A 13,213-nucleotide genomic window follows, 5' to 3' on the forward strand; every position below is an offset into this window, starting at 1 on the left:
TATAATAAAATTAAACAAGATAGTATTTAAACTAAAGATAAGATCAAATATATTTAAAAACTTTAGTTATAATACATAGTTGAAGGAGAAGAAAAATGAAATATTTTATGGTTGAAGGGATATTAAAAAATCCAGATTTAATTAATGATGATATTATGAAAGAACATATGGCTTATTCTCAAAAAGCAATGGATAACGGATTAATATTAATGTCTGCTCTTAAGTCAAATATGAGTGGTGGACTATTTGTTATGATAGCAGATTCTATTGAAAAGATAGATGACTACTTATCTATTGAACCATTAAAAGTTCATGGGATACAAGATTATAAAATTATAGAATTTACTCCTCATTACTTTAATCAATCCTTAGCAAATGATTTAGTAAATAATTAATAAAGTGATTTTAAATTCTTATCTCATTATTTTCTCGTTTATATAATTCACTTTAACGAATAATATAAAAATTATATAGAGTAACTTGTTAATTTTCAGCAAAACTATAAGGTAGTCCACCATTGGGCTACCTTATAGTTTCGCTTCTTCATATTAAATTTCATCTAATTTTAGTCTGTAGATATGCTGATTTTTAATTATTATAAAAGTTAAACTTTTTTCCAAATAATTTCAATATATAATTTATCATTATCCAACTTAGCTCTTATATTATGTCCAAGTTTTTCAACAAATGTCTTTGTTATAGCTAATCCTAAGCCTGTATTGTTTTTTGTTCTTGATTTATCTCCTATATAAAATCTATCAAATATCTTATGAACCTGTATCTCTTCACTATGATCAACAGAGTTTATGAATTCAGTTACTATAAAATTCTCCTCTTCTTTTAAATTAATACTTATAAATTTCCCTCCATGTTTTATCATATTTCCAATAAGGTTTGAAAATACCCTATTGACAGCATTCTCATCAGAAATTATATTTGAAGTATTATCTTGAATTTCAATACTAGGTTCAATATCATTACTTATAAAACTACCATAATATGTAGCTATGTTTTCAACTAAAATATCCTTTAAATTGATATTCTTAAAGTTAAATATATAATCATTACTGTTTAGCCTTGATAAATCATAGAAATTTGTAATCAATCTTTGTAAACTTCTTGCTCTTTTATCTACTATATCAAGATACTTCCTTTTTTCCGCTTCACTACTTTTATCATTTTTTATAAGTTGTATATATCCACTAATAGAGGTTAGAGGTGTTCTTAAATCATGTGACATATTTGATATACTTCTTCTAAGCTCCTCATCCATTCTTTTATTTTCTGCTCTAACCTTTTGATTCTCATCATAAATACCATTTATATCTTTTACAAGTTCCTCTATTTCATTATCTATATAATTAGTTTTTATGTTAATATTCTCCCCACGCCACTCCCTTATCTGTCTTGATATATTTTTAATTTCCAACTTAATCCTTACTATGTAAAATACTAAACATATAATAAGAAAAATCAATACGCTCTTTATACCCATACTACTCTCCCATAAAATACTAATAAGGTGACTCCTAAAAGAAGCACCTTAATTTAGTAAAAATCTTATTTTATATCCTGTTTATCAAATATCTTAGTTCCTATTCCTAAAGAAATACCCATTGTTACTAAAGAAATTCCTATAGATCTTATTAAATCGCTAGTCTCTGCATTCTGTGATGTTGCTAAAGCATTATTATAGTATGGAGTCATTTCATATATGGAATCAAATGTAGGATAAGTTCCATAGAATATACTTATTATTGTTGGAATTAATACAAATAAAACCACTGTAATTCCTATGGTTGCTCCATTTCCTTTTACCAAGGAACTTATTATCATAATTAAAGCTATTACTGCTGAACTTGCCATTATTGAAGCTAAGAATGTCATCGCCATTTTACCTACATCAGCTAACACTATATCTTCGAAACCATTAATAAAACCCGTTCCTATAAAAGATATTAAAGTTATAATTAATGTGAATATAGAAACTCCTACCATCATAGCTATAAACTTTGATAAATAAAATTTTGTTCTACTTTTTCCATAAGCTAGTATATTTTTCATAGTTCCTTCCGAATATTCCTTGGCTAAGAACCCACCAACTAAAACTCCTATTAAAATTTCAATAACACCTACTCCAAAGGATACATAATAAATATCTAATGGGCTATTTCCCCTTGGCATATTAAAGCCTATTCTTCCTGGAGTAACAATTGCTCCATTGGCTTCGCTTGTTTGAACCATTACCTGTACCTCCTCAGGAATATTAGACATGGATTCTTTCATTAAATTATTCATTGTATCTGAAACTGAAAATATACTCATAAAAGCGAATATAACACAAATCATGCATAATACCTTAAAAGCCTTATTTTTCATTAGTTTAAATACTTCTGCTTTAATTAATCTATTCATTATTTAGCACCTCCAACTAGTGTCATAAAATATTCTTCTAAACTTTCACCCTTTAAACCTATACTTTCAACTATAACTCCATTTATTGAAAGTGTTGAATTTATTAATCCAACTTGGTCTAAGTTATCAAAGATTTTTATAATATTGTTTTCTAGTACTATATAATTTTTTATTCCCATTTCTTTCTCAATTAAAACAACAGCTCTATCTTTATCATCAACCTTAATCTCTACATTTTGTCTACATTTTTCATTAAGCACTTCTTCTGAAATCTCTTCTATAAGCTTACCTTCACTCATAATCCCATAGCAAGTTGCAAGTTCTGAAAGCTCCCCCAAAATATGACTTGATATTATTATGGTCATATCTTTTTCTCTATTTAATTTTTTAAGAAGCTCTCTTATTTCAATTATTCCCATTGGATCTAACCCATTTATAGGCTCATCTAATATAAGTAGTTTTGGATTTCCAAGTAAAGCATTTGCTATCCCTAATCTTTGCTTCATACCCAAAGAAAAATTTTTAACTTTTTTCTTGCCTGCATCACTTAATCCAACTAAATCTAAAACTTCATCAACACACTCCTTGCCTGCTATATTCCTAAATATTCTTGAAACCTCTAGATTTTCCCTTGCTGTCATATTAGGATAAAAAGCAGGAGATTCGATTAAACTTCCTATCATAGTTCTAGAATCATTTAATTTCCTTTCTCCACTTCTACCAAATAGCTCAATATGTCCACTTGTTTTATGAGCCAAACCCGTTATAACTCTAATCAAAGTTGTTTTTCCTGCTCCATTTTTACCTATTAATCCATAAATATCACCTTTTCTAACAGTGATGTTTATATCATCATTTGATAGCTGATTTCCGTATTTTTTAGTTATGCCATATGTTTTTAAAACTAAATCTCTCATTTAAAATCTCCTCCTGATATCTTATGGCTTATTCTATAGAGAATTTTGTAAGATATCATAAATCAAAGATTAAGCAAATCTTAAGTTTTTATTTAGCTCTCTTAAGATATTTATTTTATATCTAGGCTTTAATAACTAGTTAATTAATCTCTTCACCTAATTTAAAGCCTATACCCCACACGGTTTTTATATATTCGTTTTCTTGGTCTAGTTTTGAAAGCTTTGTTCTTAAATTGCTTATATGGACATTTACTGTGTTATCATCACCTAAGAACTCATTGTTCCATGCGGATTCAAATAAGTTTGCTCTTGTAAAAACCTTCTTTGGATTTGATATTAGAAGTTCTATTATAGAAAATTCCCTTGCAGTTAATAGTACTTCTTTATTTCCTATAAAAGCTTGTCTAGTTTCTAAATCTAGAACCAAATTTTTATATGTAAACTTAATTTTTTTAACTTCTTTTTTAGAAAACTTTTTATATCTTCTAAGCTGAGCCTCTACTCTAGCAAGAACTTCATCATTATCAAAAGGTTTACTTATAAAATCATCAGCTCCTAACTTAAGTACATTTATTTTGCTCTGAACTCCTTCCTTGGCAGATATAACTACTATTGGAACAACACTCTTATCCCGGATCTTTTCTATAAGCTCTTCTCCACTAATTCCAGGTAGCATTAAATCAAGAATTACAAGATCATACTCAAATTGCTCTATACACATCATTCCTTCTGAACCAGAATATGCCGCCCTTACTGAGTACCCTTCAGTCTCAAGTATTCTAGAAATAAGATTATTTATATCAACATTATCTTCAACAATTAAAATATTCAATTTTATCCCCCCATAACCATACTCAAATATTAATTTTATACATATAAATATTTATCATATTTATTTTTCCTACTACTTTATTACTATCTACATCAATTAAATTTTCTTCACCATCTATTTTTAAGTTTCTATAAATTGTTCCAGTAGCAATCGCAATTATAATGAATATATATCATAAAAATACCCATATTATAAGATTAATGATACTATAGTACCATTAATTTTATCAATAATTTTAATTTATACATTTATATTCTTTGGATTTAACCAATTAAAAGTACCAATAAATTATGATTTATTAAATACTGAGACTATTTAACATAACCTTTTTATTAAACAATCAAGCATTACTACTTTTTATAATTTAATTTCTCAGATAAGTTAGAAATTACTTTTTCTTAATGTTCATCCCTACAACCATTCCACCAAGCATTCCAAAGCAGATACCATAAGTAAGAGCACTTGTCCCAAATGCCTCCATAAATGCTGAACCTATTGCTACACCAAAACATATTCCGAGACTCATTCCAATTGACATATAATCTTCTTCGGTATTTTCTTTTTCCTTCACAACATTTGTATCTTCAAAATCATTTTGACTTTCTGTAGTATTTCTACTTTTCTTTTTCTTACTGAAATTAGTTAGAACTACTGCAATAGTGATTCCAAAAACTACCCATGACAAAGCCGCTAAAGTAAAGTCTGTCATAACTTCTCCCCCTGTAACTTTTATAAAAATTTTTCCTTAGTAAATTAATATTTCTTTTTCCCTATGTAACACACTACTTGTGAACTAGTCTTTCTACATAATATATACAAAAATATATTACTTTTAAAAAGCATATATAAGAATTCCTATAATTATAAGCATCAACCCAAATGTTCTTGTAATAGTTATACTTTTCCTTGCCCCAACTAACTCTATAAAACCAAAAGTTGTATAGGGATAATTTATTATTGTCAAACCAAAAGATATAAAAGGTAAAACTAATCCCCATACTCCATTTAAAAAGCAACCCAATATAGATACAATACAGCTAATTATTATTAGTAATAAAAACTTATTTTTGTTTTTCTCTATATCATTATAGTATTTATTAAATCTCTTCTCACACTCATCACAGCATGTACAAAAAGTGATATTATCTATAGATACTTTTCTACTAGTTTCTGTACATCTCTTTCCACAGTAAATACAATTCAAAAGCCACCATATCTTTCCTCTTATTTCCATTGTATCTTAAATATTATTTATTATCCAACAAACGTTTCTATCGTATTGATAATTAAGTTCATTTATAAATATTATTTTACTTAGTAAACTTATTAAAAACCGAAATGTTATTTATCTTTTAGGGAAATATTAACAATATTTTATTCTTTTTTAAATTCTGCAGTAACAAGATAGGCAATACCTATTATCAAAGAAATTATGCTTAATATATTAAGAGTTCCCCCTACATATTCCAACATAGCACCAAATAATTCAGCATTCCATGATACAACATTAGATCCGAATATTGCAGCGCTTATATATTTTGTTGAAAATAAAATTACTGATATTAAACAAAATACTGACCCTGTAAATCGTCTTCCCATACTTACCTCCATACTTATTAATGAATAAGTTATTACTATTACCCTATATTTTATATATTAATCACACCATCCATAACCATATGAATCTTATTTTCAATAAATAAAAATAAGGTAAATTATATTAACCTATAACTTACCTTACTTTTACTTATACATCTATATATTTGATTGCTGTATTAAAGACTTATTTAATATGACATTCCTCTTTTGATACTTCACTAAGAGATAAGAATATACTAACATTACCTGCTAATGCCTTTTCCATGAAGTCTATTCTAGCTCTATCTACAGGTCTATGACAATAAAATTCTTGCATTGGTGAATATCCAATAGCTGGCTTCTTATCTCTTCCTGCTATAACAGATAAATCTGTTCCAAAATCCCAATAGCCATACTTAACTTCTTGTCCTACATTCTCTAAAGCTTTAGCTGCTGCCTTTACAAATTCACTATCTCTATCAATCTTCCACGCCTCTTTAATATTTGGTACCTCAACAGTTTTTCCTGTATAAGTTGTTCTAGGAACTGATGCAACTTTAACATTAGCTCTAAAATCTTTGTCTTCCTTTGAAAGTTCATCAATTACACCTTGTATTTGCTTTATGCACTCTTTATACTCCTCCCCTGGGACAAATCTTCTATCATAAGTTATATAACATCTGTCAGGAACTATACACATAGAACCTGGTGTACAATTAATAATTGTTAATGCTATACTTGATTTTCCTAGATGCTCATCTTCCTTTGTATTTTTACTAACAACCTTTTCAATTTTATCTATGAGTTTTGTGGATTTATTAACTGCATTTACTCCAAGCCAAGGGGCACTGCCATGTGAGGTCACACCTTCAACTGTGACTAAAATTTCAACCCGTCCTCTATGTCCTAAATATAACTTCAAACTTGTTGCTTCACTTGAAACAACTCCATCATATTCTATTCCCCTCTCTTTAAAAGTATTATCTAAAAGCATTTTCATACCTAACTGTTCAGCAGGTTCTTCAAGGACAACTCCTGTAAACATATATCTTCCTTTAAATTTATATCCCATCTCCCTAAGCTTTATCAAAATGCCTCCTGAATATATTTGACATGCTCCACCAACTTTAACATCAGCTGCTGCCCTTCCATGTATAACTTCTGTTTTTTCTATTTTAATTTGGTCCTGATCAAATATCTCACAGATATCTATCTCTCCTCCATAAGGATCATATCCTCCCCATTCACTTAAATCACCTGTATCCACATGATCCAAGTGGGAATTATACATTATTGTTCTGCCATCTTCTTCTCCATTTATTATCCCAACAACATTTCCAAAATCATCTCTAAATACTTCATCATAACCTAATTCTTTCATTTCTTTTATATAAAGATCTGCAACTCCCTTTTCATCTCCTGAAAGAGCTGGCACTTTTAAAAGCCTTTTTGCAAAGTCTACAGCCATTGGATGCATATCCCTTGCAAGCCTTGTTATTTCTTCATATATATTCATAAAAAATCCTCCTCTAATTAGTAGTTTATAAAATTATAGGAGAATTTCTCCTTAAGAACTCTCCTCTTCCAATCTTTCCAACAAACTCACCTTTATTTGCAATAATTTCCCCTCTACTTAATGTAACCTCTGGAAATCCCTTCAGCTTAAATCCTTCATAAGGTGTATAATCTACATTTTCATGAAGCTTTTCTGAAGTAATATCTACTTCTTTTTTAGGATCAAAAATAACTAAGTCAGCATCACTACCAACAGCTATAGTTCCCTTCTTAGGATACATTCCATAAATCTTTGCTGCATTTGTTGATGTAACTTCTACAAATTTATTTACACTAATCTCTTTATTAAGAACACCATAAGTATATAAAAGAGCCATTCTAAGCTCTATTCCAGGTGCTCCATTTGGAATTTTATCAAAAGATTCCTTTCCGAGTTCCTTTTGCTTCATAAAAAATGGACAATGATCTGTAGCAACAACTTGAAGTGTATTATTCCTTATAGCCTTCCATAAGTATTTAAAATTCTCTTTATTCCTAAGAGGTGGAGACATAACACATTTTGCTCCTTCAAATCCATCCTTGAAATACTCATCTTCTGATAACAATAAATATTGAGTACAAGTTTCACCCATTATAGGATATTCTTCCTCCCTTGCTCTAGCTATTTCATCTACAGCTTCTTTGCAAGTATTATGAACTATATATAGTGATGCCTCTGCCATCTTAGCAATTTTGATAGCTCTTCCTACAGCCTCTCCTTCAACTAGTGGCCCCCTTGATATAGCATGATATTTAGGTTCTATCTTTCCTTCATTAAGTAATCTTTCCACATTGCATTTTATAATATGAAAATTTTCAGCATGTACACAAGTAAGTCCACCACTTTCATTAACCTGCTTTAAAGTTTTAAATAGGATTCCATCATCTACTCTCATACCTTCATAAGTCATAAACACCTTAAAACTTGGATACCCGTCCTTAATCATTAATGGAATTTCATTTAGAATTTCATCATCCATATTAGTTATATTCATATGAATTCCATAATCAATTACAGCTTTCCCCTCTGCTTTTTCTCTCCAAATACTTGCAGTTTCTTTTAGATTCGCACCCTTTGGTTGAACTGCAAAATCAACTATAGTAGTTGTACCTCCACAGGCCGCGGCTATGGTTCCGGTTTCAAAATCATCACTTGAAAAAGTTCCACCAAAAGGCATATCTAGATGAGTATGTGGGTCTATTCCCCCTGGAAATATATATTTCCCTGTGGCATCAATGGTTATATCTCCATCCTCATCTAAAGAAATACCTATTTTATTTATCTTTCCCTTTTTTATTCCTATGTCACCTCTAAAAATGTCGGTAGCAGTTATAATAGTTCCATTTCTAATAATAGTATCAAACTTCATATAATCTCCTCCTTAATTAATATTTAGTTAAACATAGCACGCTACCATATTTACATTATATCAGTTATATGTAAATGTCTTCCTGAACTTAAATATCAATATCCCTCATTATATTTGACTAGTAGTCAATTATTCTCTTTTTTATAATACATATATAGATTTTCTTCAATTTAATCCACTTTTCTCTATATATCTAGATATCTAGTTTTTTTAAACTTTATTTTACTATACTAAAAGATCTCAATTTAATAGTTTTTAATAAGAAACTTAGTACTCTCAGATAAAAAAGAGAGATTAAAAAATCCCTCTTTACTTTATTTATTATATTATCCTTTATAAGGTCTTATAGTTTCTGAAACTTTAATAGGTCCTATCTCACCTGATGAAAGAGTTGCAAACTCATTTATATTTGGATCATCTGGAGGGATATTAAAGTCCATTGGGCCACCAACTGTAAATACTTTTCCTCCAACACTCACTGTTCCTCCATCAACAAAATCACTTTTGTCACCTTTATATATCTTAACTAAAAGTCCACCTTCTCGTGCTTTGTTATAATATATAGTCATTCCATCATTAACATACTCTATTCTATACTTACCTCTATAGCTTGCTGGTAGATCAAATTGTATCCCCAATTTAGGAGAAACAACATGAATTGAACCTCCTTGAGTGGTGCCTTGTGAAGGTATATTAGTTGCAGCAAAACTATCTATAGACTTTACTTTTGCCTCTTCCTTGGCTTTTTCAGCTTTTTCTTTTGCTGCCTTTTCCTTTACTTCTTTTTCTTTTTGTATCTTTATATCTTCTTCTTTTTTCTTTTGCTCTTCTCTTATCTTTTTCCCTTCACTTATAATATTATCTATCTCTTTTTTCTGCTCATCTGTAGCATATGCTGTATCTATTTTTATTAAGTCCTTCTTACCTTCTTTAAACTCTTGAGTTTTTAATATTTCTTTATTTTTTTCTATGTCTTTTGATACAGTTTCTATTCCTTTTTGAACTTTATCTATATTATTTTTAAGATTATCTATATCTTCCTTTATAGAATACTCTTCATATTCCTTTGGTATTTCATCAATGTACTTCTTAGCCTCATTATAATCTTTTTTATTATAGCTTTCATTTGCCTTTTCATAGGTTGAAATTATGTTTTGAAGTAATTTAATATCTGAATTTTTATCATATATATTTGCAGCTGCTTGTAAATCTTTAAGTGCCTCATAATAATTTTTATTATCAATAGCTTGCCTACTTAGAACCAAGTACTTTTTATACTCCTTATATTTATAACCTAATGTCCCAGCTGTTAATACTATAACTACAGCTAATCCCCCTATTATTAAAGTTAAAGTCTTTTTCTTCATATATTTTTCCCTTCTCATTTGTCCAATTTATATATTAAATATAAACACATATTAATATATCCAATTTTATTTTTCTATATTTTATATTTTATTGTACAATTTTCTAACAGAAATTTTCTTAACTAATTCATCATTGATTTCTATATTTTCATATTTTTTAACTTCCTCTTCACTCATAATGTTTTCTTTATTCATAAGCTCTTCCTCCTTTGTAATAAAATATTTTTAAATTACTAGTAAATGAATAACAAACAAATTTTTATATTAATAATTATAAAAGGAGCTATGTCTGAATAATTAAGACACAGCTCCTTAAAAATTAAAAATTCATTAATTTAATGATATATAAATATTTTTATGCAGAAGTTTCTCCAGAATTAATAACTTTAGTTTTACTTTCATCGTCCCACATGTAAATTTGAGCTCTAGATTCATTCTTATAAAATATTACTAATACACTATATGGAAAAACTCCCCCTTTAAGTGGGTTATAGAATGAACTTATACTTTTTATATCATCCTTAGTATAACCTTCTTCAGATAATTGCCATATAGTAGCTTCTAATATTTGTTCTCTTTCAATTTGATTTCCCTTAAAATATACTTTCGATCCTAAAGTAGCAATAATAAGGATTAATATTACAATTAATATTATCTTTACAAACTTCTTCATCTTACCTATCCTTTTTACTTTTATTTTATCCTTATAAATTTTTATTGAGATTATTGTACCTACTCCTACTAAATAATATTATTAGTAGGATCTTAAAGTTTTTTTCTCATATGTTTTCTCTTTTCATTTAAATACTATATTAAATATCTTTGTCTGTTCATACATATAATTACTCTCCTAACTATTCCTTAAAACCATATAATTTTATTCTTAAAGTATTACATGCCTCTTTATTTCCTTTAAATAGATTAATTTTAACTTTCATTATAAATCAGCTCCTATTTCATCTTTTGTTTTAGTAAAAATTCCTTATTAAGTTAGATTAATATTTATTTTCTATATTGTCAAATAATTAACAGCCCTGTATTTCTGTAACTTATTAACTAAAATCTTAGCTAATAATTATATATAACCTTATTGGGAACAATTATTTATATACAAATTAACTTTAAGGAGACATAAAAATGTTAGTAATAGGTTCTCATTTATCAATTGCAAAAGGATTTACAAAAGCAGCAGAAACAGCTTTAGAAATGGGTGCAAATACCTTTCAATTCTTTAGTAGAAATCCAAGAGGAAGTAATTCTAAAATTCTTGATGAAGATGATATAAAGCAGTTTCAGAAAATAAGAATAAAAAATAATTTCGGGCCTCTATCAGCTCATGCACCCTACACTATGAATCTTGCAAGTGCAAAAGATGAAGTATATGAATTTTCAAATAGCGTTATAAAAGAAGATATACAAAGAATGGATTCACTCTCAATAGAATATCTTTGCATGCACCCCGGAAGTCATATAGGTTGTGGCATTGATACTGGGATAGATAAGATAATAAGTGGTTTAAATCAAGGTATGACTAAAGATCAAAATATAACAGTGCTTTTAGAAACTATGTCTGGTAAGGGTACTGAGATAGGCTTTAAATTTGAACATTTAAAAAGAATATTAGATGGTGTGCACCTTAATGAAAAGTTAGGAGTATGTCTAGATCTTTGCCATGTATTTTCTGCTGGATATGATATAGTCAATAACCTAGATAAAGTTCTTGAAAATTTCGATAAAATTATAGGACTTAATAATCTAAAAACAATTCATTTAAACGACAGTATGATGCCCTTTGGCGCAAATAAAGATAGACATACAACAATAGGTGATGGTCAAATTGGAATGCAAGCTATAATTAATTTTATGTCTCATCCTAGTATAAAAGGTAAACCATTTTTCTTAGAGACTCCACTTGAACTAGAAGGTCACAAAAAAGAGATACAAACTTTAAAAAATATTTTAGGTTACATTTAAATTATAGCTTAGCCTATGATCTTCTTATACCGATATACCTACTTTAAGTAAATTATTTATCAAAATATATTTTCTACTTATCATAGAAAACATATTGTAATAAAAAGAGACAGTAATACTTTAAATCTTACTATCTCTTTTTATTGCATATCTATACCTTTTCTATACTTTTAAAAATATAAGAAAATTACCTTAGATATCATATTAACATTAAACTCTAAATATTTATAACACTCCCAGTTGATAAATACTTAATCTGTTCCCCAAGTTCATCTCTTAAAATATTAAAAGCTCTTATCCCAGTACAATGACAAGTATAAAATTCAGTATCTTTAATAGCTAAAATATCACCTATAGATTTAATTAATTCCTTACTCTCATGCTTTCTCATTGCTGGATTAAATAGATGGAAACCACCAATTACAGTATTTAGGTTTTGTCCTACTATTTCTTCACCTTTATCTAAGATGTTTACTATTCCATTATGAGCACATCCAGCAATTAATGTATGTCTATCCTTCTCTGTTATTATTAGATTTTGCTCATGTTTAAAATTATCCTTAATATACTTATTGTCAATCTTCATAAGTAATGAGTTATTAGCTTTTGCTACTAACTCTCTCCTTGATACATTTGAAAATAAATATAGCTCATCATCTATCTTCAAATTATTATCTACAAATATAATTCTATCATTAAATTTATTAGAAATATCTAGTCCTATAAAACCTTTAAATATACCAAATATAGATACATAATGTGGCATAAAAGCATTTCTATTAATATATATCTTTGCTTTTTTATTTTCCTCTAAAAATGTACTAAGTCCTCCACCATGATCCCTATGCCCATGAGATATAATTACTATATCTATATCTTTTATATCAATATTTAACTTTTTAGCATTTTCAATAAATAGATCATCTGATCCTAAGTCAAATAATATATTATGATTTGAAGTTTTTATATTCAAACATAATCCATGCTTGCACCTATAGTCAGTTGATACAGTAGTATTCTCTACTAATGCTGTTACTTTCAAATATTTCACCTCTACCAATAAAATTTTATTATTAATTCTAATTAATTTATATTATAAGTACAATCTTTCAATTCCATAAATTTTGTATATTTTTATTTTTTATATAATTTAATATCCTAAATAAATTTTTATATTAGATGATATTATAAATAAAAAGCATGTCA

At 28.1% G+C, this 13,213-nt stretch carries 14 protein-coding genes; 2 read left to right on the forward strand and 12 right to left on the reverse strand.

Going from position 1 to position 13,213, the window contains the following annotated elements; translation table 11 throughout:
- The first annotated feature begins 95 nt into the window (after positions 1 to 95).
- On the forward strand, positions 96 to 395 hold the full coding sequence (locus tag K5V21_RS07660) for a YciI family protein (protein WP_221860525.1): 300 nt from the start codon (positions 96 to 98) through the stop codon (positions 393 to 395).
- Between the two features lie 209 nt (positions 396 to 604).
- Here K5V21_RS07660 and K5V21_RS07665 read toward each other — a convergent pair whose 3' ends face one another.
- The 11 genes from K5V21_RS07665 to K5V21_RS07715 all read right to left on the reverse strand — a co-directional run bounded on the left by K5V21_RS07665 (position 605) and on the right by K5V21_RS07715 (position 10,706).
- Entirely contained in the window at positions 605 to 1,495 is an 891-nt protein-coding gene (locus K5V21_RS07665; protein ID WP_221860526.1) for a sensor histidine kinase, read from the reverse strand.
- Between the two features lie 65 nt (positions 1,496 to 1,560).
- The gene (locus K5V21_RS07670; protein ID WP_221860528.1) at positions 1,561 to 2,415 is read right to left on the reverse strand and encodes an ABC transporter permease subunit; all 855 of its coding nucleotides are present in this window, start codon (positions 2,413 to 2,415) and stop codon (positions 1,561 to 1,563) included.
- Positions 2,415 to 3,332 carry an ATP-binding cassette domain-containing protein gene (locus K5V21_RS07675; protein ID WP_221860530.1) on the reverse strand — a complete coding sequence of 306 codons (918 nt, stop codon included), beginning with the start codon at positions 3,330 to 3,332 and terminating at the stop codon, positions 2,415 to 2,417. Before K5V21_RS07675 ends, K5V21_RS07670 begins: the two co-directional genes overlap by 1 nt.
- Positions 3,333 to 3,471: 139 nt before the next feature.
- Positions 3,472 to 4,170, reverse strand: coding sequence for a response regulator transcription factor (locus K5V21_RS07680; RefSeq protein WP_221860729.1), 699 nt, complete (start codon positions 4,168 to 4,170; stop codon positions 3,472 to 3,474).
- Between the two features lie 382 nt (positions 4,171 to 4,552).
- The gene (locus K5V21_RS07685; protein WP_221860532.1) at positions 4,553 to 4,873 is read right to left on the reverse strand and encodes a hypothetical protein; all 321 of its coding nucleotides are present in this window, start codon (positions 4,871 to 4,873) and stop codon (positions 4,553 to 4,555) included.
- A 123-nt stretch (positions 4,874 to 4,996) separates the two neighbouring features.
- Positions 4,997 to 5,368, reverse strand: a complete 372-nt coding sequence (locus K5V21_RS07690; protein ID WP_221860534.1) for a hypothetical protein — start codon at positions 5,366 to 5,368, stop codon at positions 4,997 to 4,999.
- 170 nt (positions 5,369 to 5,538) lie between these two features.
- Positions 5,539 to 5,763, reverse strand: a complete 225-nt coding sequence (locus tag K5V21_RS07695; protein WP_221860536.1) for a hypothetical protein — start codon at positions 5,761 to 5,763, stop codon at positions 5,539 to 5,541.
- Positions 5,764 to 5,947: 184 nt separating this feature from the next.
- Complete coding sequence (locus K5V21_RS07700) at positions 5,948 to 7,258, reverse strand: M20/M25/M40 family metallo-hydrolase (RefSeq protein WP_221860538.1); 1,311 nt, start codon at positions 7,256 to 7,258, stop codon at positions 5,948 to 5,950.
- A 25-nt stretch (positions 7,259 to 7,283) separates the two neighbouring features.
- Positions 7,284 to 8,666, reverse strand: a complete 1,383-nt coding sequence (gene hydA / locus K5V21_RS07705) for a dihydropyrimidinase (protein WP_221860540.1) — start codon at positions 8,664 to 8,666, stop codon at positions 7,284 to 7,286.
- A 326-nt stretch (positions 8,667 to 8,992) separates the two neighbouring features.
- The gene (locus tag K5V21_RS07710; RefSeq protein ID WP_221860542.1) at positions 8,993 to 10,033 is read right to left on the reverse strand and encodes a pyst-b family protein; all 1,041 of its coding nucleotides are present in this window, start codon (positions 10,031 to 10,033) and stop codon (positions 8,993 to 8,995) included.
- Between the two features lie 355 nt (positions 10,034 to 10,388).
- On the reverse strand, positions 10,389 to 10,706 hold the full coding sequence (locus K5V21_RS07715) for a DUF3139 domain-containing protein (RefSeq protein ID WP_221860544.1): 318 nt from the start codon (positions 10,704 to 10,706) through the stop codon (positions 10,389 to 10,391).
- A 464-nt stretch (positions 10,707 to 11,170) separates the two neighbouring features.
- On the opposite strand from K5V21_RS07715, the gene K5V21_RS07720 reads away from it, so the two are divergent.
- Complete coding sequence (locus K5V21_RS07720; protein ID WP_221860546.1) at positions 11,171 to 12,007, forward strand: deoxyribonuclease IV; 837 nt, start codon at positions 11,171 to 11,173, stop codon at positions 12,005 to 12,007.
- Positions 12,008 to 12,224: 217 nt separating this feature from the next.
- Here the strand turns inward: K5V21_RS07720 and K5V21_RS07725 are convergent, their stop codons facing one another.
- Positions 12,225 to 13,058, reverse strand: a complete 834-nt coding sequence (locus K5V21_RS07725) for an MBL fold metallo-hydrolase (protein ID WP_407927698.1) — start codon at positions 13,056 to 13,058, stop codon at positions 12,225 to 12,227.
- Positions 13,059 to 13,213: the final 155 nt, after the last annotated feature.

Origin of the sequence: Clostridium sardiniense (genome assembly GCF_019753795.1) — a bacterium.
GTDB classification, from domain to species: domain Bacteria; phylum Bacillota; class Clostridia; order Clostridiales; family Clostridiaceae; genus Clostridium; species Clostridium sardiniense.